Origin of the sequence: Chromobacterium sp. Panama (assembly GCF_003052555.1) — a bacterium.
GTDB lineage: Bacteria > Pseudomonadota > Gammaproteobacteria > Burkholderiales > Chromobacteriaceae > Chromobacterium.
In genome coordinates, this window is record NZ_QARX01000001.1 from 3713252 (window position 1) to 3734975 (window position 21724).

A 21724-nucleotide genomic window follows, 5' to 3' on the forward strand; every position below is an offset into this window, starting at 1 on the left:
GTCGGCAATGGCGGTTCTCTGCCGGGTAGGCAGCTTAGAAATGAGTGCCATGGAGATGGTATCGAGCAACCGTGTTCTCTGCCGGGTAGGCAGCTTAGAAATCCTGCAGAGGCGTCAGCTCGGCCGCCAGGTCGTTCTCTGCCGGGTAGGCAGCTTAGAAAGCATTGAGTGGCATCGCCATTTGGAGAGACGTGTTCTCTGCCGGGTAGGCAGCTTAGAAAAACCCAAGCCAGAATCGTAGTGAAGTCCACGTGTTCTCTGCCGGGTAGGCAGCTTAGAAAATGGAGGCCAGGGCGCGCAGCCTACTCCAGCGGGTTCTCTGCCGGGTAGGCAGCTTAGAAACAACAGATGCGCGGCTAAGGGCTTCATACCGCGTTCTCTGCCGGGTAGGCAGCTTAGAAATCGGTCTCCTCGCTGATGGTGATTTCGGCTTTGTTCTCTGCCGGGTAGGCAGCTTAGAAATATCATCAGAATCATGATCAACATCGGCACGAGTTCTCTGCCGGGTAGGCAGCTTAGAAATGGAAGTTTCCGCCACATAATCGTTACGGTAAGTTCTCTGCCGGGTAGGCAGCTTAGAAACTGGAGAAGGTGATAAGCCGGGAGATGAATGCAGTTCTCTGCCGGGTAGGCAGCTTAGAAATTTAACTTTGCTAAGAATAAAAGTTGCCCCCAGTTCTCTGCCGGGTAGGCAGCTTAGAAAGTTGCGCGAGGAGCCATGAAGCGGATTTGCGCGTTCTCTGCCGGGTAGGCAGCTTAGAAAGAGAGGGCTATGCGGTGTGCCGGCGGCGGCGCGTTCTCTGCCGGGTAGGCAGCTTAGAAAATTCCATGCCAAGTGTTGCGGCCGCGGCCGCAGTTCTCTGCCGGGTAGGCAGCTTAGAAATTGGTGCAATACTCCTAGCAACATCACACGTGGTTCTCTGCCGGGTAGGCAGCTTAGAAATCCTGCCATTCGCGCCACATCCCCGCCACCGCGTTCTCTGCCGGATGGGCAGCTTAGAAATGTGCCGTGAGTGCGAAAGAGCACGGCCGGGAGTTCTCTGCCGGATAGGCAGCTTAGAAACGGGCCGGGCCTGCTATGCCGGCTTCCCGACTCTCTCTGCCGGATGGGCAGCCCAGAAAGCATCCCCAACCCCTCCCCCGCAATCCTTCCAATCACATTATTCTCAATTTGAATAACAATCTAATTTTCCAGATTTTTAACATATATGCAATCGTGCTAGATTTTGTTTTCCAAAATTAATAAAGGGCCGGCGCAGCCGGCGTTCCACGATGGCATATCCCCATTTCACTCTCTTCGCGCTGGCGCTGGCCTTGGCAGGGCAAGCCTTGCCGGCGCTGGCAGCCGACGGCAACACGCTGGACAGCGTCACCATCACCGGGTCGCGCATTGCGCGCGCCGGCAAGGAAGGCCCCACCGGGGTCACGGTGCTGAGCGGCGCCGATATCGAAAAACAGGGTTACACCAATGTCTACGACGCGCTGAACAATCTGGCGCAGAACACCGGCTTCACCCAGGGCGCGGATTTCGGCAATACCTTCACTCCGGCCGCCAACGCCATCAGCCTGCGTGGGCTGGGGCCCAACCATACGCTGACCTTGCTCAACGGCCGCCGCATCGCCGATTACCCGGTGGCTTACGAGGGTTCGGTCAACTTCGTCAATCTGGCCAATATCCCGGCGGCGATGATTGAGCGCATCGAGGTGCTTAACGGCGGCGCGTCGGCGATTTACGGCTCGGACGCCATCGCCGGCGTGGTCAATGTGATCCTGAAGAAGAAGGCCGACGGCACCACGGTCAACGTCAAGGCCGGCGGCAGCGAGCATCACGGCGGCGAAAACCTGCGCCTGCAACTGAGCGGCGGCAAGAGCTGGGACAAGCTGAATCTGGTCTATGCGCTGGAGTTGAGCCAGCGCAACCCGATCTGGTCGCGCCAGCGCGGCTTCATGGCGGACAACACCGTCAACGGCGCGGCGCCCACCACGGTGTGGTCGCAGAAGGATGTGAGCAGCGGCAAGTTCATCGATCCCGGCGCGGCTTGCGGCGCGCTGGGCGGCCTGTACGCCGGCAGCGTGCGCGCTTACCGCAGCAGCAAGAGCAATGTCTGCGCCAGCCCGCTGGCCAAGGCCTCCTACTGGACGGTGCAGACCGCCAACCAGAGCCAGAACGGTTATCTGAGCCTGAATTACGCGCTCAACGATCACCTGGAGTTGTTCAGCGACGCGCTGCTGGCCTTCAACCACAGCGAGAACAACACCCGCGGCCCCAGCTGGACCTCGGCCGCCGGCAACGGCGGCTATTTCCTGAACCAGAACAGCGGCCGCTACGAGGTCTGGAGCCGCTTGCTGTCGCCGGAGGAGATGGGCGGCGCCAGCCGCTACAACCGCAAATGGGACGATGTGGCGGCCAACCTGACTTTCGGCCTGCGCGGCACGGTGCCGGACAGCAGCTGGAGTTACGAAGCCGCTTACAACGCGTCCATCTATACCAGCCAGAACATCGCGCCGCGGCTGCTGGCCAATGCGGACAGCTTCTTCCTGGGCCAACAGCAGGGCGTGGACGCCAAGGGGGTGCCGATTTACGCGCCGTCGGCCGGGCCGTTCAACCGCCGGCTGACGCAGGCGGAGTTCAACAGCATCGCCGGGCGCTCGGTGAGCCAGAACAAGTCCTGGCTGCAGGCGCTGAGCCTGAGCGGCAGCGGCGAATTGTTCAAGCTGCCGGCCGGCGCGGTGAAGCTGGCCGGCACGCTGGAATGGGGCAGCCAGGGCTTCAGCAACGATCCGGACCCGCTGATCAACCAGGGCGCGTTCTACAACACTTCGCCGGCCGTGCACGCCGGCGGCACCCGCTCGCGCCAGGCGCTGGGCGGCGAGTTGTTCATCCCGGTGTTGAAGCGGCTGGACCTGACGCTGTCCGGCCGTTACGACCGTTACCAACTGCCGGACAGCAGCGCCGGCAAGTTCACTTACGGCGCCGGCCTAGCTTTCCGTCCGCTGAACAGCTTGCTGTTGCGCGGCAGTTACGCCACCAGCTTCCGCGCACCGGACATGAATTATCTGTTCCTGACCCAGAGCCGCGGCTATTACTCATCCAGCACTGATTACTGGCGTTGCGCCCAAGCCGGCCAGCCCTTGGCCAGCTGCGACTACAAAAGCATGTCGCCGGGCGCGGACTACGTGAAGAACGGCAACGCCGAACTGAAGCCGGAAAACGGCAAGTCCTACGGCTTCGGCTTTGTGTGGTCGCCCAGCAGCAGCGCGGATATTTCGGTGGATTACTGGGACATCGCCATCAATGATCTGGTCACCGACCTGAGCGGCGACAAGCTGTTGCGCGACGAGGCGCAGTGCCGCGCCGGCGTGCTGGACGCGTCGTCCCAGCTGTGCCAGGACACGCTGCGCCGAGTGCAGCGCAATCCGGCCAATGCCTTGATCAATCCGGGCGCGATCAAGCAGATCGTGGTCAACCCGATCAACGCGGCCAGCGAGCGCACCAGCGGTTTCGACATCGCCGGCAAGCTGCGCTGGAAAACCGCCAGCTGGGGCAGCTTCCTGCTGAAAGCCAATTACACCAAGGTGCTGAAACACACTTACCAGCAGTTTGCCGGCGATGTGGAAAAGAATATGTTGAACGACCCGGAAAACACCGATTGGCCGGACAAGCTGGACACCAGCCTGAGCTGGGACATCGGCCCCTGGTCGTCCACCGTGCTGCTGACCCGCTACGGCAAGATTCCCAAGGCCAGCGGCAATGGCAATCTGACGCCCACGGTGCTGGCCAATTTCAGCACTCAGTATCAATGGAGCAAGCAGACTTCGGTGGGGCTCATCGTCAACAATGTACTGGACACCATCAAGCGCGACGATACCAGCAACTGGCCCTACTACCCGGTGGGCAGCTATCTGCCCTATGGCCGCCAGTGGTGGGTGGAGTTGAATCACAAGTTCTGAACGGCTGGCACGCTCACGATTTATTGTAATAAGCAACTATTTAGTTGTATGTTACAACCATTGCCACCGGAGAGCGCGCATGAACCCTTCACAGCCGCAGCAGCTTGTCATCGACCAGATCCGCTCCGCCTCGCGGCGCATCGTGCGCGAGCTGGGTTTCATGCGCAGCACCCTGGCCATGAGCCGGCACTCCGCTTCCGCCGTGCATGCGGTGGTGGAGATCGGCCTGGCCGGCAGCTTGTCCGCCAGCCAGTTGACGGACAAGCTGCAGCTGGAAAAATCCACGGTGAGCCGGCTGGTGCGCAAGCTGACGCAGGGCGGCGAGCTGCTGGAGCAGGCCAGCCCCAGCGACGGCCGGACCAAGCTGCTGGCCTTGAGCCCGTCCGGCCAACAGCTGTTCGCGCAGTTGCAGGACTACGGACGCGGCCAGGTGGGCGGCGCCCTCGTCCACCTGTCGGCGGAGCAGCAGCGGCAGGTGGAACAAGGCCTGAATTGCTATGCGGCGGCGCTGGAGGCCAGGCACGCCGAGCACACGCCGCCGGCCGCCGCGCCCATCGCCGTTGAAACCGGTTACCGTTGCGGCGCGCTGGGCAGCATTGTCGCCATGCATGCGCGCTATTACCACGCCCACGCCGGCTTCGGCGCTTTTTTCGAACGGCAGGTGGCCACCGGCCTGGCCGATTTCCTCGGCCGGCTGAGCCAGCCCGGCAATCAGCTGTGGCTGGCCTTGCGCGACGGCCGCATCATCGGTTCATTGGTGATTGCGGCGGAGCCGGACGCGCCGGGGCAGGCGCAGCTGCGCTGGTTCATTCTGGACGAGGAGGCGCGCGGCAGCGGTCTTGGCCGCCGCATGATGGAACAGGCGATGGCGTTTTGCGATCAGCAGCGCCTCGCCGTCCGGCTGTGGACCTTCCAGGGCTTGCTGGCGGCGCGGCATTTGTACGAGGCCTTCGGCTTTGTCTTGAGCGAGGAGCGCCCAGGAGCGCGCTGGGGCGAACAGGTGGTGGAGCAGTGTTTTACACGGCCCGCCAAAAGCTAGCCGCGCGCCGTGCTTCTGCCGGATGGGCCGCTTAGAAACAGCGGTCCCGTGTGGTGATGGTGCCGATGGGGCTCACTGCCGGATAAACAGCATTAGAAATGCAAAAAACCCACCGCTTGCGCGATGGGTTTTTCTGAATCTGGCGTCCCCACGGGGAATCGAACCCCGGCTACCGCCGTGAAAGGGCGGTGTTCTAACCGCTAAACTATAGGGACAGCAAGTGGCGCACCCGGAGCGATTCGAACGCCCGACCCTCTGGTTCGTAGCCAGATACTCTATCCAACTGAGCTACGGGTGCGCTGATTGGCTTAGAAAGAGGGATTCGTGAAAATACCCGCTCTCAAACAACCAAACCCTTGAATTCTCTAGCAGCAGCGCTTGCTGTGCTGTCGATCAAGAGGCGCACAGTATGTGTCCTTTACTGGACCTTGTCAACAGCTTGCTCTGAAATTTTTCCAAACCCGCAAAATGGAGAAAATTTTCATAAAGCCATACCTGACTCAACAAAACTCGCAATTTTCCCCGCCCGGCCTAGAGCAAGCGCTACCCGCCGATTCTCATTTGTACGGTTCATTTTGGGTATGGCGTGTGGGCATCCTTCCGGTTCGCCGATGGCGATGGCAGGTATGGGGATAGCGGCGGCTACTCGCTGCTCGACGAAGTGCCCTGGCAAGCTAGACCAAAAGTATTCAATTTGGATGTTTTCGGCTGATTCAAACGTCCAACCAAGGTACAAGTTTCATCAGCTTTAACCCCTCAATCGAATCCAGCTGATGGCCTTGTTAATGAAAGGCTTTCAGCGGCTTTTGATGGCGGTTCACTCCGTTCCCCCTGGGAGAAAATGCACGCATGGCCAAATTGGCCAGACTGCAGAAGCGGCGCCTGCGGATGCGGATGATCCCCATGCCCTGTTCCGCAAAGAAAGGCAGCACCCGGTCATTGAGCAAGTTGGCCCCCGTTCGACGGGTCGCCGCAGCGACCTAGACCGGAGCCGTTCCCTCCTTACTATTCCCTGGTTGCGACAAGCTCAAGCAAGATTATCGACAACGATAAATTTCTTGCGGAATACCAATGTCCTATTTATCGTTTAACAATAAACCCAGGAGGAGGAAATGATGCCTAGCCGTCCGAACCTTTTGTCTACGACCCGCCTGGTCTTGCGCGCCCTGCTCAGCCTGAACTTCATATTGGGCATGGGAATTGGGGCACTTTTGCTTGCCAGCTTTTTCGCGCCGCAATGGCTGCAAGCCACGCTGGGCGCGCGACCGGAGGCTCCGCCCGCGCTAATGACAGGCATGCGCCTGATCATGCTGATCGGGCTCGCTGGCGTGCCGCTGGCGAATCTTGTCTTGGCGCGCTTGCTGGCGATGGTGACAACGGTACGCGATGGCGCCCCCTTCATTCCGGCCAACGCCGCCCGGCTGCAAGCCATTGCTTGGGCGCTGCTCGCCATACAAATTCTCAACCTTGCCGTCGGCGCGGTTTGCGCAAGCGTATCCATGATCTACCCGTTGGACATTGGGTGGAGCCCTTCGGTCGATGGATGGCTATCCGTATTGCTGCTGTTTATTCTGGCGCGAGTATTTGATGCAGGAACGAAAATGCGTATCGATTTGGAAGGAACCGTATAAGCCATGGCTATTCTGGTAAAGCTCGATGGCTTGTTGCATGACCGAAGAATGACTTTGAGCGAGCTTGCGGACCGTGTAGACATCACCCTGGCGAATCTTTCCATCCTCAAAACCGGAAAAGCCCGCGCCATCAGGTTCTCGACCTTGGAAGCAATTTGTGAAGCCTTGCAATGTCAGCCGGGCGATTTGCTGGACTATGCGGCCAGCGTTAAGAAGACCAAGCCGTTCCAAAATAAAGCTTAAGCCATCTGTTTACGCGCCGGGCCTTGGCCAGTTCCATCTGGCGGGCCAGTAGCGCCAGTAGCAAGCGCCCGCCAAATCGAACGGCGTCCGAAGCAAGCTGTATCCACTCGCCCAAATGGGTCATTTTCATGGAGAAAGATAAAATGCAAGACATTTCACTATTTCGCCTGAACTGCTTGAGAGGCTTGTATCTGTTTATCGCCGTCGGATTTGGAGTCTCCCTGCTGCCTAATATCTTGAGTCCCCATACCCCGGCGGTTCCCACGAGAGCCGTGGTGGACCACATGCTCTTGGCCTTTTGGCTGTTAACCCTATTTGGCGTGCGCTACCCGCTGCAAATGCTCCCGGTGCTGCTATGGGAAATGATCTGGAAAACCCTGTGGGTGGTGTTGGTAGCCATTCCCCAGTGGCGCAGCGGGCGCATAGAGCCCTTTACCGAAGCCAATCTGGGCTGGATTCCCTTGCTGATCGTCTTCTATGCAGTCGTGCCCTGGCGCTACGTATACGCCAACTACCTGCTCAAGCCATCCGAGCCATGGAGAAAGAAGACCAGCGCACCGCGCGGCGCGTCGCTGGCGGATTAGCGGGTCGGGCGTCTGCTCTAGCGCCATTACGCTACCGGGCAGGAAGTGGCGGTGAATGAAACAGAGGTAACTATTCAGCTCCCTTGACGGTTTGAATAGCAGCGTGAGCAAGCGACAAAATGGCCGGAGCGGACCACCCACCTGCTTCCGGCCATCAATCGAATTCATCCGCCTCCATCCTCCAGCCGATGGAAGCCCCCCTTTTCCCAATACACAAAGGCAATCGGGAATTGCCGCGCAAACCGATCGAGGGCGTGTCTCGACTATGTTTTATCTCGGTCAAATGGATTGATCGCGTTTTCGCAGAGACGGTTACGCTTCTAGGAAGCTCTTGGTCTTGTTGATCCGTTTCAGGAATCTAACGATGAGGTTCGGACCGCTAGGACGCAAAAAAGCCCTCGACTGTTTCCAATCAAGGGCTTAATGCGAACTGGCGGAGAAAGAGGGATTCGAACCCTCGATACAGGTTTAAGCCCGTATGCTTCCTTAGCAGGGAAGTGCCTTCGACCACTCGGCCATTTCTCCGTTCAGAGAGCGCCATATTAATTAGCGCTGCGCCCCCTGTCAAGCGTGTATCCGAAATTATTTACGCCGGCTGGTCCAGCCCGAAAACTTTATGCAAAACGCGAACCGCCAGCTCCAGATACTTCTCGTCCAATAGCACCGACACCTTGATTTCCGAGGTGGAGATCATCTGGATATTGATGCCCTCTTCCGCCAGGGTGCGGAACATGGTGGAGGCGATGCCGCAGTGCGAACGCATGCCCACGCCCACGATGGAGATCTTGGCCACCTTGTCGTCGGCGTCGATCTTGGCGGCGCCGATATGGGTCTGCACTTCGCGCAGGATGGTCAGCGCGCGCTGGAATTCGCCGCGCGGCACGGTGAAGGAGAAATCGGTCGCGCCGTTTTCGCCCACGTTCTGGATGATCATGTCCACTTCGATATTGGCATCGGCGATCGGCCCCAGAATCTGGTAGGCGATGCCAGGCTTGTCCGGCACGCCCTTGACGTTGATGCGCGCTTCGTTACGGTCAAATGCGATGCCTGCGACAACGGCCTTTTCCATGCTTTCATCTTCCTCATACGTAATCAGGGTGCCTTCGCCTTCGTCTTCGAAGCTGGAGAGCACGCGCAAACGAACCTTGTACTTGCCGGCGAACTCCACCGAGCGGATCTGCAGCACCTTGGAGCCCAGCGACGCCATTTCGATCATTTCCTCGAACGTGACGGTCTTCAGGCGGCGCGCTTCCGGCACCACGCGCGGATCGGTGGTGTAAACGCCGTCCACATCAGTGTAGATCTGGCATTCGTCGGCCTTCAGCGCGGCGGCCAGCGCCACGGCGGAGGTGTCCGAGCCGCCGCGGCCCAGCGTGGTGATGTCGCCCTCCTCGTCCACGCCCTGGAAGCCGGCGACGATGACGACGCGGCCTTCATTGAGGTCGGAGCGCATCGCAGCGTCGTCTATCTCCTGGATGCGGGCCTTGGTGTGAGCGTTGTCGGTGACCAGCTTCACCTGCCAGCCGCAGTAGCTCTTGGCCGGCACGCCGATTTCCTTCAGCGCCATGGCCAGCAGGCCGATGGTGACTTGCTCGCCGGTGGATATCACCACGTCCAGCTCGCGCGGGTCCGGATAGTCCTGAATCTCCTTTGCCAGGGCGATGAGGCGGTTGGTTTCGCCGCTCATGGCGGACACCACCACCACGACATCATGTCCCTGCGACTTCCACTTGGCGACACGGCGGGCAACGTTCTTGATCCGTTCGGTGGTTCCAACCGAAGTGCCGCCGTACTTTTGTACGATGAGTGCCATGCTTGTTTCTTATATTCGAAAGGGTTGAAATGTCGAGCTTCGATTCTGACCCTATCCTGGCCAGAATTGCAAGGCGGAATTCTCCGCGGATGCTGCAACGCAAAACCCGCGGCCAGCCCCAGCCGGCACTGCGCGGCGCAAGCTGCCGACGCTGCGACGCTTGCCGGCATCAATCCACGGCTGCCATGCCGTTTACTGGCAGAATATTTCTGTTGGATTACATGCGCAAACGTTCGGGGCAGCTGTACAGATTGGCGCGGCCGTGGCCGGCGAAGCCGATCAGGGTCAGGCCGTAGCGCGCGGCCATCTCCACCGCCAGCGAGGTGGGCGCGGACAGCGCGATCAGGATCTCGATGCCGGCGGCGGCGGCCTTCTGCGCCATTTCATAGCTGGCGCGGCTGGTGACGATGGCCGCGCCGTCGCGCCAGCCCTGGCGCGCGCGCGCGCCGATCAGCTTGTCCAGCGCCACGTGGCGACCCACATCCTCGCTAAGGTGCAGAAGTTCGCCCTGCGGCGTCACCCAGCCGGCGGCGTGGGTGCAGGCGGTGGCCTGGGACAGGCTTTGCGCCTGCTGCAGCACCGGCAAGGCGCGCGCCAGCGCGTCCAGGCTGAAGCTTTGGGTCTGCGGCAGCGGCGGCAGCGGCCGGTGGATTTCGGCCAGCTGTTCCACGCCGCACAGGCCGCAACCGGTGCGCCCGGCCAGCTGGCGACGGCGCTCCTTCAAGGCCATGAAGCGGGCCGAGGCCAGGTCGATGCGCGCTTCCACGCCGCGTTCGCCCGGAACGATGTCGATGCCGTAGATCTCGCCCGGATGGGCGACGATGCCTTCGGCCAGACTGAAGCCCAACGCAAAGTCTTCCAGCTCCCGCGGGCTGGCCATCATCACCACGTGGGAGAGGCCGTTGTACACCAGCGCCACCGGGGTTTCCACCGCCACCCAGTCCTGCCTGGCCTGGGCGCCGCCGTGACGGCAATCGACAATGCCGAGCTCAAGCGCCGCCTGCTCCAGCGCTTCGGTTTTTTTCATAAAATGTGGCCTGCCATTCACTGCAATAGTTTGTACTAATTGATACCTAGGGCGATAATAGATTTTCCGCTGTGAGTGAGCAACGCGTCCTTGGTGGGTCAGGGGCGCGCCCAGTTCAACCCCAAGGAGACAAACCCATGCAAGTCAGCAGACGGCAGTTTTTCAAGCTCTGCGCCGGCGGCATGGCAGGCACCACCATCGCGACCCTGGGCTTCATGCCCGAGACCGCGCTGGCCGACACCCGCAGCTATAAATTGCTGCGCGCGACGGAAACCCGGAATACCTGTCCATACTGTTCGGTGGGCTGTGGCATCTTGATGTACAGCCTGGGCGACGGCGCCAAGAACGCCAAAGCCGATATTTTCCACATTGAAGGCGATCCGGACCATCCGGTCAATCGCGGCGCGCTCTGTCCCAAGGGCGCCGGCCTGATCGACTTCATCCACAGCCCCAACCGCCTGCGCTACCCGGAAGTGCGCGAAGCGGGCTCCAACGAATACAAACGCATCAGCTGGGACGAGGCCTTCGAGCGCATCGCCGCCCATATGAAGCGCGACCGCGACGCCAACTTCGTCGAGAAGAACGCGGACGGCGTCACCGTCAACCGCTGGCTGACCACGGGTTTCCTGGCCGCTTCCGCGTCCAGCAACGAGGCCGGCTGGCTGACCCACAAATTCACCCGCAGCCTGGGGCTGCTGGCGGTCGACAACCAGGCGCGTGTATGACACGGACCAACGGTGGCAAGTCTTGCCCCAACATTTGGTCGCGGTGCCATGACAAACCATTGGGTCGACATCAAGAACGCCAACCTCATCGTCGTCATGGGCGGCAATGCGGCCGAGGCGCACCCGGTGGGTTTCCGCTGGGCGATTGAGGCCAAGACCCGCAACAAGGCGAAGCTGATCGTCATCGATCCGCGCTTCACCCGCACGGCCTCGGTGGCGGATTATTACGCCCCCATCCGCACCGGCACGGACATTGCGTTCCTGTCCGGCGTGATCCGCTACCTGCTGCAAACCGGCAAGTACAATAAGGAATACACGCTGGCCTACACCAATGCCGCGCTCTTGGTGAACCCGGACTTCAAGTTCGACGACGGCCTGTTCTCCGGCTACAACGCCGACAAGCACAGCTACGACAAATCCACCTGGACCTACCAGCTGGACGACAAGGGCATGGCCAAGCGCGACGACAGCCTGTCCGACCCGCGCTGCGTGATCAATCTGATGCGCGAGCACGTGGCCCGTTACACGCCGGAAATGGTGGAAACCCTCTGCGGCACGCCCAAGGACGCCTTCCTCAAGGTTTGCGAATACCTGGCGGAAACCGGCGCCCACGACAAGACCACCTCCTTCCTGTACGCGCTGGGCTGGACGCAGCACTCCATCGGCTCGCAGAACATCCGCACCATGGCGATGATCCAGCTGCTGCTGGGCAATATGGGCATGGCCGGCGGCGGGGTCAACGCGCTGCGCGGCCACTCCAACATCCAGGGTCTGACCGATATCGGCCTGCTGTCCACCAGCTTGCCGGGTTATCTGAACATGCCCTCGGAGAAGGAGCCCACGCTGGAGTCCTATCTGAGCAAGTACACCAGCAAGCCGCTGGCCGACGGGCAGATGAACTACTGGCAGAACTATCCCAAGTTCTTCGTTTCGCTGATGAAGGCGATGTGGGGCGACAAGGCCACCGCAGACAACCAGTGGGGCTACGACTGGCTGCCCAAGTGGGACAAGAGCTACGACGTGCTGCAGTACTTCGAGCTGATGCATCAGGGCAAGATCAACGGCTATTTCTGCCAAGGCTTCAACCCCATCCTGGCCTTCCCGGACAAGAACAAGGTGGTGGCCTCGCTTTCCAAGCTGAAATATCTGGTGATCATGGACCCGCTGGCCACCGACACCTCCACTTTCTGGAAAAACCACGGCGAGCAGAACGATGTGAAGACCGCGGAAATCCAGACCGAGGTGTTCCGTCTGCCCACCACCTGTTTCGCCGAGGAAGACGGCGCGGTGGTCAATTCCGGACGCTGGCTGCAATGGCACTGGAAAGGCGCGGACGCGCCGGGCGAAGCCATCACCGACGCGGAAATCCTGGCCGGCATCTTCACCCGTCTGAAGGCGCAGTACGCCAAGGACGGCGGCAAGAACGCCGAGGCCATCATGAGTCTGTCCTGGGCTTACGGCGATCCGCACGAGCCCAAGCCGGAGGAACTGGCCAAGGAGCTCAACGGCAAGGCGCTGGCGGACATCCCGGATCCCAAGAACCCGGGGCAGTTCCTGGCCAAGAAAGGCGAGCAGCTGTCCGGCTTCGCGCTGTTGCAGGCCGACGGCAGCACCGCTTCCGGCTGTTGGATCTTCGCCGGCAGCTGGACCCAGGCCGGCAACCAGATGGCGCGCCGCGACAACAGCGATCCGTCCGGGCTGGGCAATACCCTGGGCTGGGCCTGGGCGTGGCCGGCCAACCGCCGCGTGCTGTACAACCGCGCTTCCTGTAAGCCGGACGGCACGCCGTGGGACAAGAAGCGGACGCTGATCAAGTGGAACGGCGAAAAATGGACAGGCATCGACGTGCCGGACTTCAAGGCCGACGAGCCGCCCGGCAGCGCCATGGGCCCCTTCATCATGCAGGCCGAGGGCCTGGGGCGGCTGTTCGCTCTCGACAAGATGGCCGAAGGCCCCTTCCCCGAGCACTACGAGCCGTTCGAAACGCCGCTGGGCACCAACCCGCTGCATCCCAAGGTGGTGTCCAATCCGGCGGCGCGGGTGTTCCCGGCGGACCGCGAGCAGATGGGCAAGCACGACGCCTTCCCGTACGCGGCCACCACTTACCGGCTGACCGAGCACTTCCACGGCTGGACCAAGCACGCGCGGCTGAACGCGATCGCCCAGCCGGAGCAGTTCGTGGAAATCGGCGAGGCGCTGGCCAAGGAGAAAGGCATCGCCCACGGCGACACGGTGAAAGTGTCGTCCAAGCGCGGCTATATCAAGGCCAAGGCGGTGGTGACCAAGCGCATCCGCGCGCTGCAGTCGGGCGGCAAGACGGTGCACCAGGTCGGGATTCCGATTCACTGGGGTTATGAAGGGGTGGCCAAGAAAGGCTTCAGCGCCAACACGCTGACGCCGTTTGTAGGCGACGCCAACACCCAGACGCCGGAATTCAAGTCCTTCCTGGTCAACGTCGAGAAAGTATAAGGAGCGACCATGTCATCACTGCAATCGCAAGATATCCTGCGCCGCTCCGCCAGCCCCACCCAGCCGCCGGTGGTGCGCGATTACAAGGCCGAGGTGGCCAAGCTGATCGACGTGTCCACCTGCATAGGCTGCAAGGCCTGTCAGGTGGCCTGCTCGGAGTGGAACGACATCCGCGACGAAGTGGGCAGCAACGTCGGCGTCTACGACAACCCGGCCGATCTCACCGCCCACAGCTGGACGGTGATGCGCTACAGCGAGGTGGAGGAAAGCGGCAAGCTGGAATGGCTGATCCGCAAGGACGGCTGCATGCACTGCGCCGACCCGGGCTGTCTGAAGGCCTGTCCGTCGCCGGGGGCCATCATCCAGTACGCCAACGGCATCGTGGATTTCCAGTCCGAGCACTGCATCGGCTGCGGCTATTGCATCTCCGGCTGTCCGTTCAATGTGCCGCGCATCAACCAGAAGGACAACAAGGCGTATAAATGCACCTTGTGTTCCGACCGGGTGATGGTGGGCCAGGAGCCGGCCTGCGTGAAGACCTGTCCCACCGGAGCCATTCGCTTCGGCACCAAGTCCGATATGCAGGCCTACGCCCATGACCGGGTGGAAGAGCTGAAGACCCGCGGCTACGCCAACGCCGGGCTGTACGATCCGGAAGGCGTGGGCGGCACCCACGTGATGTACGTGCTGCACCACGCCGACAAGCCGGAGCTGTATTCCGGCCTGGCCAAGGATCCCAAGATCAGCCCGGTGGTCAGCCTGTGGAAGGGCATCCTCAAGCCGCTGTCCACCATCGGCCTGGCGGCTTCGGTCTTGTTCGGCTTCTTCCACTACATCGGCGTCGGCCCCAATAAGGCGGAAGAGGAAGAGGAGGAAAAGGCATGAGCAAGGAAAAGCTGATCAAGCGCTACAGCGCGGCGGAACGCGTCAACCACTGGATCGTGGCGGTGTGCTTCGTGCTGTTGGCGATTTCCGGCCTGGCCTTCTTTTACCCGGCCTTCTTCTGGCTGACCGGCGTATTCGGCACGCCGCAGCTGGCGCGCATCATCCACCCCTTCGTCGGGGTGCTGATGTTCGTCGGCTTCGCGCGCCAATTCCTGCGTTACTGGCATCACAACTTCCTGGACAAGGAAGACGTGAAGTGGATGATGGCGGTGAAGTCGGTGCTGTCCGGCCACGAGGTCGGCGACATCGGCAAGTACAACGGCGGCCAGAAAGGCATGTTCTGGCTGATGACCGGCTGCATGCTGGTGCTGGTGTGCACCGGCTTCATCATGTGGCGGCCGTACTTCGCGATGTACTTCCCCATCCCGGTGATCCGCGTGGCCCTGCTCCTGCACGCCTGGAGCGCGCTGATCCTGATCGCCGGCATCATCGTCCACGTCTACGCCGCCATCTGGGTGCGCGGCACGATACGGGCGATGGTGGAAGGCGTGGTCACCCATGCCTGGGCCAAGAAGCATCATCCGCGCTGGTACCGTGAAATGACCGGAGACAAGAACAAGCCATGAGCATACGCATCGTCCCCCTGGACGAGGCTGGCCGGCTGCAAACCGCGGCGGGAGAGATCCCGCCCTTATTGCTGCCCCAGCCCGCCGAACGCTATCTGGCCCGCAGCCGGCGCCTGACGGCGCTGGCCGACGGCCACCCGATGGCGGCCTATCTGGCCTTCGCCGCCCGCATCGCCGCGGCTCAGCACCGCCTGGTGCGCGAACAGCCGGTGACGCTGCCGCCGCGCGGCGATTACTTCCATCATTGCGCCGAACACGGCCTGCCGCCGCTGGGCGCCGCCGCCTGGCCGCGCGATCCGGTCTGGCGCGATCTGCTGCGCGCGCTGTGCGCGGAGCTCGCCGCCCTGCCCGGCCCCGCCGGCCAGATGGCGCGCGAGCTGGAACAGACGGACGACGCCGCGCTGGAAAGCGCCGCCCGCGCGCTGCTGGACGGCGACTTCACCGCCGTCGGCTCGGCGCGCGCGCCCTTGCTGTGGGCGGCGCTGTCGGTCTATTTCAGCCAGCTGGCCGCGCAACTACAGGTGACGGCGGTGGCCGAACCCGACGACGCCCGCCACCTGTGCCCGGTGTGCGCGATGCCGCCGGTGGCCAGCGTGGTGCGCCTCGGCAACGAGTCCGGCCTGCGCTATCTGCATTGCAGCCTGTGCGAGAGCGAATGGCATCTGGTGCGCGCCAAGTGCAGCAATTGCGAGGCGACCCGCGACATCGGCTACTGGTCGCTGGAGCAAGGCGACAGCCAGCAGGCCGCGGTGCGCGGCGAAAGCTGCGGCGACTGCGGCAGCTATCTGAAGATCCTGGCGCTGGACAAGGGCCTGGACGCCGAGCCGGCGGCCGACGATCTGGCCACGCTGGCGCTGGACCAGCAGCTGGAACAGCGCGGCTTCGCTCGCAGCGGGGTCAATCCGCTGCTGTTTCCCGGCTAAGCCCCCGCTCCCAACGTCCCCCAAGCCTCCTACGCGGAGGCTTTTTTCATGGCGTCGGCGAGCGCTTTGGCCGCGCCGTCCGTTTGCATAAGAAAAAACCAACAACTACAAAAAAGGTATGACTTTTTTCCATCCCGGTTGATCGACATGGTCCTGCTCCCGCCTCTGACGCCAAGAAACCGCCTGTTGCTGGGCCTGGCCATCAATGGCGGCGTCCTCTGCTGGCTGTTCTGGGGGCATCCGCTGCTTTGGGCCGGACTGGCGCTCAGCTGCGCCGCGCTGGCGCTGGTCCTGTTCTGGCCGGCGCCGGCCGCCGCCGCGGAGCCGGCCCCGACTCCGGACGAATACTGGCAGGGCTTCGCCAGCCACGTCTGCGCCTTGCTGCCCTTGTGGGCCGGCCACATCTCCTTGGGCAAGGAGCAGATGGACGACGCCGCCAACCGGCTGACCTTGCGCTTCGACGGCATACTGCGCCAAGTGGGCGGCGCGGTGCCCAAGCCGGGCGAACACACCGACCAGGCGGCGCTGGCCCAGGCGGAGAGCCGGCTCAAGCACATGCTGCAGCTATTGCAGAACGCCACCCGGCAACAGACCGATCTCGCCATCCACCTGCACACCCTGGGCCAATCGGCCAACACCCTGCAGAACCTGGTGCGCAGCCTGGTCAGCGGCCACCAGCTGGACGGCGAGCAAAGCATGGAGCAATTGGGCAGCGACACGCTGGAACAGCTGTCCCGGCTGCAGAACCAGATCGACAAGGCCATGGACAGCCTGGCGCAGATGGCGCACGAGCCGCTGCGGCCGCACGCGCCGCTGAACGCCGCCGACGCCTCCGCCCCGGCGGAAGAAGCCGCGCCGGACGACGAGGCCGTCCAATCCCAGTCCTTGCAGCAAGCGCTGGAAGACATTCTGGTGCAGCTGCAATTCCAGGACCGGGTCGACCAAATCCTCAGCGGGGTGCAGAACGATATGCGCCGGCTGGAGAGCGTCTTCAGCCAGGCGCTGGTGGACACCGAGCGTCGGCCGACGCCGCCGGACACCGCCGCCTGGCTGGACGCCTTGAAAAACAGCTATACCACCCATGAGCAGCGCGTCCTGCACAGCAGCGACCAAGCGGAATCGGGCAATAAGCAAAACAACATCACTTTCTTTTGATCCGGGGAATGTTCCAGATGGCCAAGACCATACTCATCGTCGATGACTCGGCCAGCCTGCGGCAGGTGGTTCGCATGACGCTCGCCGGCGCGGGCTATGAGGTGCTGGAGGCCGCCAACGGCCAGGAAGCCCTTGACGTGCTGGACGGACGCAAAGTCCATTTGATCGTCTCCGATGTGAACATGCCGTTGATGGACGGCATCGCGCTGCTGCGCAATATCAAGGTCCATCCCAATTACAAATTCACTCCGGTCATCATGCTGACCACGGAATCCTCCGAGGAAAAGAAGCAGGAAGGCAAGGCCGCCGGGGCCAAGGCCTGGGTGGTCAAACCCTTCCAGCCGCCGGTGCTGTTGACCGCCGTTTCCAAATTGATCCTGCCCTGATCGGGAGCCCGACATGCCGCGCGCCCGCAAAAAACCAGACGCCAAAGACAGCGCGCCCGCCGCGCCGGCCGCCGCCGTTTTCCAACTGACGCTCAGCGGAGAACAAACCATTTACCAGGCGGCGGAACTGCATCAGCAGCTCCACGCCGCCCTCGCCGGCCACGCCGCCATCGAACTGGACCTGTCCTGCGTCGGAGAGCTGGACTGCGCCATCGCCCAGGTCTTGCTGTGGCTGCGCCGGGAAAGCCTGCGCAAGGACGTCGCGTTGCGCTTCATCGCCCCCAGCCCGGCCTCGCTGGACTTCATCCGCCTGGTGGGCCTGCAAGGCCAGCTCTCTTTGGAGGAGGTCGCGCATGGATCTTGAACTGGCGCTGCAAACCTTCTTCGAAGAATCCAACGATCTGCTGGGGGAGATGGAAAGCATTCTGCTCGACGCGGAAGCCGACTCCACCACCACGGAACAGTTGAACGCCCTGTTCCGCTCCATGCACACCATCAAGGGCTCCGCCGGGCTGTTCGGCCTGGACGTCGTCGTCGGCTTCACCCATGAAGTGGAAAACGTGCTGGACCTGCTGCGCGACGGCGCGCTGCGGCTGGACGATATGCTGACCGGCCTGCTGCTGCGCTGCCACGACCACGTCAAGGAAATGCTGACCGCGCTGGCGGCCAAGGACAGCCTGGAGCGTTTCGCCGGCACCGAGCTGCTGGACGAGCTGGTCGCCTACAGCCGCGCCGCCGGCGGCGCGGCCGCCCAGGAGGCGCCGGCCGGGATGGAGCAAACGGAAGCGCCGCCCGAGCCGCAGCCCGAGCCCGCCGCGCCGCCGCCGGAGCAATGGCTGCTGTCGCTGCGCTTCGGTCCGGATATGCTGCGCAACGGCATGGACCCGTCGTCCTTTATCCGCTATCTCGCCACCATAGGCGAGATCGACCGGATCGAGGCCATCGCCACCCAGCTGCCAAGCGGCGACGACTTCAACCCGGAAACCAATTATCTACGCCTGGAGGCGCTGTACCGCAGCCAGGAGGCGCAGCAGACGCTGCTGGATGTTTTCGAGTTCGCGCGCGAAGACAGCGAGGTCCATATCTGGCCGTGGCCGCCCAGCTCGCGGCAGCAGGCTCAGACCCTGGCCAGCGCGCCGCGGGAGGAGGCCGACGCGGTCCGGGCGGTATGGCTGCGCTTTGGCCTGGAGCCCGCAGCCGATGCCGCCGAGCCGGAAGCGGCGTTCGCCGAAGCGGAGGCGACGGCGCCGCCGGTGGAAATCGTGGAGTTTGCGCCGGACGAACCGCTTGCCGCCGACGCCGCGTCCGATGCCCCCGCCGACGCCGCGCCGGAAGCGCCCGCCGCGCGCGCCGCCGCCAAAACCGCCGGCGACGCCAAAAGCGGCAAATCGGCCGAAAGCAAATTCATCAAGGTGGAGGCCGGCAAACTGGACAGCCTGATCAATCTGATCGGCGAACTGGTGATCGCCGGCGCCGCCGCCAATCTGGTGGCGCGCCGCTCGCAGCAAAGCGCGCTGGTGGAGTCCACCCAGACCATCGCCAATCTGATCGAACAGATCCGCGCCGGCACGCTGTCCATGCGCATGATACAGATAGGCGAAATCTTCAACCGCTTCCCGCGCGTGGCGCGCGACGTCTCGCGCGAACTGGGCAAGGACATCCAGCTGCACATCTCCGGCGCGGAGACCGAGCTGGACAAATCCATGGTGGAAAAACTGGGCGATCCGCTGATGCACATCGTGCGCAACGCCATCGACCACGGCATAGAAACCACCGAGCGCCGGCTGGCCGGCGGCAAGCCGGCCGAAGGCCATGTCTGGCTCAACGCCTACCATGAATCCGGCAGCATCGTGATCGAAGTGGCCGACGACGGCGGCGGCCTCAACCAAGAGCGCATCCTGGCCAAGGCGGTGGAGCGCGGCCTGCTGCCCGCCGACATGGCGCTGCCGGAGCAGGACGTGTTCCGCCTGATCTTCGAGGCCGGCTTCTCCACCGCGGACCAGGTCACCAACATCTCCGGCCGCGGCGTGGGCATGGACGTGGTGAGGAAAAGCATAGAGCAGCTGCGCGGCACCATAGATATCGAATCCGAACTCGGACTGGGCACCACCTTCCGCATCCGGCTGCCGCTGACCCTGGCCATCATCGACGGCTTCCTGGTGGAAGTCGCCGCCGCCACCTTCGTGGTGCCGCTGGAAGCGGTGATCGAATGCATAGAGCTGCCCGCCGCGCTGGACAAGGACAGCGTTCACGACTGCCTGAACCTGCGCGGCGAACTGCTGCCCTTGCTGCGCCTGGACGGCTTTCTGGAACTGCCCGCCGTCGCGGCCAAACGCCGCAACGTGGTGGTGGTGCACTACGGCGAACGCAAGGCCGGCCTGGTGGTGGACGCGCTGCTGGGCGAATTCCAGACCGTGATCAAGCCGCTGGGCAATCTGTTCCGCCACCTCAAGGCCATCAGCGGCTCCACCATTCTGGGCACAGGCGAAGTCGCCTTGATTCTCGACGTGCCCGCCCTGATCCACCATGCCACCCAAAAAGAGGCGGAGCGGTACGCGCTGCTTCCCGCCCGGGAATGGGAAGCTGGCACCACAAACACCGCGGCGAAAACGGATAGGAGCGCCCAATGAGCCAATACAAACACGGCATGTCCATCGCGCAGAAGCTCGGCCTGGGCTTCGGCCTGATCATCGCGCTGATGCTGATCTGCGTCAGCGCGGCGCTGTACGGGCTGGAGATCAGCAATATCGCCCTGCGCGACATCACCCAGGTCAACAATGTGGAAAGCCGGCTGGCGCGCCAATTGATCAGCGACAACCAGGACATCCGCATCGCCTACCGCAATGTGATGCTGGCCGAGGGGCCCGCCGACATCAACAGCGCGCTGCAAGCCTATCAGGCGAGCAAAGTCGCCTATATGGACAGGGAAAAGAAACTGGCCGAAGTCTTCCGGCAGGCCGACAACAACACCCCTCAGGAGCTGGAACAGATGAGCCGCATTCAGAACATGCGGCCGGCCACGCTCACGATGGTGGACAAGGCGGTGGACCTGGCCAATCAAGGGCGTCAGGACGAAGCCAAGAAACTGATGCAGAACGAGATCGCGCCGCAGATGGTCGCCTTCAACCAGCAACTGACCGCGCTGGCGGACCTGGAGGACAAACTCAACGACCAGTTGGCCAATCAGGCCAACGCCAGCTATCAACAGGCGCACTGGGTGATGATCGCGCTGTCCTTGCTGGCCGCCCTGATCAGCGCCGGCCTGGCCACCCTGATCACCCGCAATCTGCTGCGCACCCTGGGCGGAGAGCCGCACTATGTGTCCGAGGTGATGCGCCAGGTGGCCGACGGCAATCTGGACGCGGAAATCCGGCTGCGTCCGGGCGACCAAAGCAGCTTGTGCGCCGCCATCGCCGTCACCATTGAACGGATGCGCAACATCATCGCCGAGGTCAAGAGCGGCTCCGAGGCGCTGTCCAGCGCCGCGCAACAGATCAACTCCACCTCGCAGGCGCTGTCCCAGGCCGCCAGCGAGCAGGCGGCCGGCATCGAGGAAACTTCGGCCTCGGTGGAGGAAATGTCCTCGTCCATCAGCCAGACCAACGACAACGCCCGCGTCACCGAGAGCATCGCCACCAAGGCCTCGCGCGAGGCGGCCGAAGGCGGCGAGGCGGTGCGCCGCACCGTGGAGGCGATGCGCCAGATCGCCGACAAGATCGGCATCGTCGACGACATCGCCTACCAGACCAATCTGCTGGCGCTCAACGCCGCCATCGAAGCCGCGCGCGCCGGCGAACACGGCAAGGGCTTCGCCGTGGTGGCGGCCGAGGTGCGCAAGCTGGCCGAGCGCAGCCAGATCGCCGCCCAGGAAATCAGCGGCGTGGCCGGCAGCAGCGTCAAGCTGGCCGAGCAGGCCGGCCAGTTCCTGGAGGAAATCGTCCGCTCCAGCAGCCGCACCGCCGATCTGGTGCAGGAGATCGCCGCCGCCTCCAATGAACAGGCCAGCGGCGTCAGCCAGATCAACTCCGCCATCCAGCAACTGAGCCTGACCACGCAGCAAAACGCGTCCGCCAGCGAAGAGCTGGCTTCCACCGCCGAGGAAATGAACGATCAGGCCGAGCACCTGCACGAGTTGATGGGCTACTTCAAGCTGGGCGCCGCCGAGTCCTTCCACCCGGCGCCGCGCGCGCGGCGCGAGCCCCTGTTGCCTCACAAGCCGCTGCACCCGCCGCTGGCGGAAGAGTCCGACTTCATCCGTTTCTAACCG

16 protein-coding genes and 3 tRNA genes are annotated in these 21724 nt (G+C 62.8%); 14 read left to right on the forward strand and 5 right to left on the reverse strand.

Annotated features, from left to right (window positions below):
- The first annotated feature begins 1272 nt into the window (after positions 1 to 1272).
- Positions 1273 to 3951, forward strand: a complete 2679-nt coding sequence (locus tag DB032_RS16810; protein ID WP_107800479.1) for a TonB-dependent siderophore receptor — start codon at positions 1273 to 1275, stop codon at positions 3949 to 3951.
- Positions 3952 to 4030: 79 nt separating this feature from the next.
- Positions 4031 to 4990 (forward strand): bifunctional helix-turn-helix transcriptional regulator/GNAT family N-acetyltransferase, encoded by a 960-nt coding sequence (locus tag DB032_RS16815; RefSeq protein ID WP_107800480.1) that lies wholly within the window; start codon positions 4031 to 4033, stop codon positions 4988 to 4990.
- 140 nt (positions 4991 to 5130) lie between these two features.
- Here the strand turns inward: DB032_RS16815 and DB032_RS16820 are convergent.
- Positions 5131 to 5205: transfer RNA gene (locus tag DB032_RS16820), tRNA-Glu, on the reverse strand.
- A gap of 6 nt (positions 5206 to 5211) precedes the next feature.
- Positions 5212 to 5288: transfer RNA gene (locus DB032_RS16825), tRNA-Arg, on the reverse strand.
- 814 nt (positions 5289 to 6102) lie between these two features.
- Here DB032_RS16825 and DB032_RS16830 point away from each other — a divergent pair.
- The 3 genes from DB032_RS16830 (at position 6103) to DB032_RS16840 (ending at position 7448) form a co-directional block, all read left to right on the forward strand.
- Positions 6103 to 6621 carry a DUF2975 domain-containing protein gene (locus DB032_RS16830; RefSeq protein WP_107800481.1) on the forward strand — a complete coding sequence of 173 codons (519 nt, stop codon included), beginning with the start codon at positions 6103 to 6105 and terminating at the stop codon, positions 6619 to 6621.
- Positions 6622 to 6624: 3 nt separating this feature from the next.
- Complete coding sequence (locus tag DB032_RS16835) at positions 6625 to 6864, forward strand: helix-turn-helix transcriptional regulator (protein WP_107800482.1); 240 nt, start codon at positions 6625 to 6627, stop codon at positions 6862 to 6864.
- A 128-nt stretch (positions 6865 to 6992) separates the two neighbouring features.
- Positions 6993 to 7448 (forward strand): hypothetical protein, encoded by a 456-nt coding sequence (locus DB032_RS16840; RefSeq protein ID WP_146176703.1) that lies wholly within the window; start codon positions 6993 to 6995, stop codon positions 7446 to 7448.
- A 431-nt stretch (positions 7449 to 7879) separates the two neighbouring features.
- Here the strand turns inward: DB032_RS16840 and DB032_RS16845 are convergent.
- The 3 genes from DB032_RS16845 to fdhD form a co-directional block, all read right to left on the reverse strand.
- Positions 7880 to 7973: transfer RNA gene (locus DB032_RS16845), tRNA-Ser, on the reverse strand.
- 61 nt (positions 7974 to 8034) lie between these two features.
- Positions 8035 to 9261 carry an aspartate kinase gene (locus DB032_RS16850; RefSeq protein WP_107800484.1) on the reverse strand — a complete coding sequence of 409 codons (1227 nt, stop codon included), beginning with the start codon at positions 9259 to 9261 and terminating at the stop codon, positions 8035 to 8037.
- A 217-nt stretch (positions 9262 to 9478) separates the two neighbouring features.
- Positions 9479 to 10288 carry a formate dehydrogenase accessory sulfurtransferase FdhD gene (gene fdhD / locus DB032_RS16855; protein WP_107800485.1) on the reverse strand — a complete coding sequence of 270 codons (810 nt, stop codon included), beginning with the start codon at positions 10286 to 10288 and terminating at the stop codon, positions 9479 to 9481.
- A gap of 137 nt (positions 10289 to 10425) precedes the next feature.
- Here fdhD and fdnG point away from each other — a divergent pair, with 137 nt between their 5' ends.
- The 9 genes from fdnG to DB032_RS16905 all read left to right on the forward strand — a co-directional run bounded on the left by fdnG (position 10426) and on the right by DB032_RS16905 (position 21721).
- Positions 10426 to 13482 (forward strand): formate dehydrogenase-N subunit alpha, encoded by a 3057-nt coding sequence (gene fdnG / locus DB032_RS16865; RefSeq protein WP_146176704.1) that lies wholly within the window; start codon positions 10426 to 10428, stop codon positions 13480 to 13482.
- 9 nt (positions 13483 to 13491) lie between these two features.
- Complete coding sequence (gene fdxH / locus DB032_RS16870) at positions 13492 to 14367, forward strand: formate dehydrogenase subunit beta (RefSeq protein WP_107800487.1); 876 nt, start codon at positions 13492 to 13494, stop codon at positions 14365 to 14367.
- On the forward strand, positions 14364 to 14993 hold the full coding sequence (locus DB032_RS16875) for a formate dehydrogenase subunit gamma (protein WP_107800488.1): 630 nt from the start codon (positions 14364 to 14366) through the stop codon (positions 14991 to 14993). The genes fdxH and DB032_RS16875 overlap by 4 nt, the downstream gene beginning before the upstream one ends.
- Positions 14990 to 15916 (forward strand): formate dehydrogenase accessory protein FdhE, encoded by a 927-nt coding sequence (gene fdhE, locus DB032_RS16880; protein WP_107800489.1) that lies wholly within the window; start codon positions 14990 to 14992, stop codon positions 15914 to 15916. The genes DB032_RS16875 and fdhE overlap by 4 nt, the downstream gene beginning before the upstream one ends.
- A 147-nt stretch (positions 15917 to 16063) precedes the next feature.
- Positions 16064 to 17071, forward strand: a complete 1008-nt coding sequence (locus tag DB032_RS16885) for a hypothetical protein (RefSeq protein WP_146176705.1) — start codon at positions 16064 to 16066, stop codon at positions 17069 to 17071.
- Positions 17072 to 17088: 17 nt separating this feature from the next.
- Positions 17089 to 17457 carry a response regulator gene (locus tag DB032_RS16890; protein ID WP_048409685.1) on the forward strand — a complete coding sequence of 123 codons (369 nt, stop codon included), beginning with the start codon at positions 17089 to 17091 and terminating at the stop codon, positions 17455 to 17457.
- Positions 17458 to 17470: 13 nt separating this feature from the next.
- A complete protein-coding gene (locus tag DB032_RS16895; protein ID WP_107800491.1) occupies positions 17471 to 17821 on the forward strand; it encodes a lipid asymmetry maintenance protein MlaB in 351 nt (116 codons plus the stop codon).
- On the forward strand, positions 17811 to 20087 hold the full coding sequence (locus DB032_RS16900) for a chemotaxis protein CheA (RefSeq protein WP_107800492.1): 2277 nt from the start codon (positions 17811 to 17813) through the stop codon (positions 20085 to 20087). Before DB032_RS16895 ends, DB032_RS16900 begins: the two co-directional genes overlap by 11 nt.
- A complete protein-coding gene (locus tag DB032_RS16905) occupies positions 20084 to 21721 on the forward strand; it encodes a methyl-accepting chemotaxis protein (protein ID WP_107800493.1) in 1638 nt (545 codons plus the stop codon). Before DB032_RS16900 ends, DB032_RS16905 begins: the two co-directional genes overlap by 4 nt.
- Positions 21722 to 21724 lie beyond the last annotated feature (3 nt).

What these genes read in the sequence shown, in the direction of transcription:
- DB032_RS16885 (WP_146176705.1), top strand. Translation starts at nt 16,064, where the DNA reads ATGGTCCTGCTCCCGCCTCTGACGCCAAGAAACCGCCTGTTGCTGGGC.
- DB032_RS16875 (WP_107800488.1), top strand. Translation starts at nt 14,364, where the DNA reads ATGAGCAAGGAAAAGCTGATCAAGCGCTACAGCGCGGCGGAACGCGTC.
- DB032_RS16850 (WP_107800484.1), bottom strand. Translation starts at nt 9,261, where the DNA reads ATGGCACTCATCGTACAAAAGTACGGCGGCACTTCGGTTGGAACCACC.
- fdhE (WP_107800489.1), top strand. Translation starts at nt 14,990, where the DNA reads ATGAGCATACGCATCGTCCCCCTGGACGAGGCTGGCCGGCTGCAAACC.
- DB032_RS16905 (WP_107800493.1), top strand. Translation starts at nt 20,084, where the DNA reads ATGAGCCAATACAAACACGGCATGTCCATCGCGCAGAAGCTCGGCCTG.
- DB032_RS16835 (WP_107800482.1), top strand. Translation starts at nt 6,625, where the DNA reads ATGGCTATTCTGGTAAAGCTCGATGGCTTGTTGCATGACCGAAGAATG.
- DB032_RS16810 (WP_107800479.1), top strand. Translation starts at nt 1,273, where the DNA reads ATGGCATATCCCCATTTCACTCTCTTCGCGCTGGCGCTGGCCTTGGCA.
- DB032_RS16815 (WP_107800480.1), top strand. Translation starts at nt 4,031, where the DNA reads ATGAACCCTTCACAGCCGCAGCAGCTTGTCATCGACCAGATCCGCTCC.
- DB032_RS16890 (WP_048409685.1), top strand. Translation starts at nt 17,089, where the DNA reads ATGGCCAAGACCATACTCATCGTCGATGACTCGGCCAGCCTGCGGCAG.
- DB032_RS16900 (WP_107800492.1), top strand. Translation starts at nt 17,811, where the DNA reads ATGGATCTTGAACTGGCGCTGCAAACCTTCTTCGAAGAATCCAACGAT.
- fdhD (WP_107800485.1), bottom strand. Translation starts at nt 10,288, where the DNA reads ATGAAAAAAACCGAAGCGCTGGAGCAGGCGGCGCTTGAGCTCGGCATT.
- DB032_RS16830 (WP_107800481.1), top strand. Translation starts at nt 6,103, where the DNA reads ATGATGCCTAGCCGTCCGAACCTTTTGTCTACGACCCGCCTGGTCTTG.
- fdxH (WP_107800487.1), top strand. Translation starts at nt 13,492, where the DNA reads ATGTCATCACTGCAATCGCAAGATATCCTGCGCCGCTCCGCCAGCCCC.
- DB032_RS16840 (WP_146176703.1), top strand. Translation starts at nt 6,993, where the DNA reads ATGGAGAAAGATAAAATGCAAGACATTTCACTATTTCGCCTGAACTGC.
- DB032_RS16895 (WP_107800491.1), top strand. Translation starts at nt 17,471, where the DNA reads ATGCCGCGCGCCCGCAAAAAACCAGACGCCAAAGACAGCGCGCCCGCC.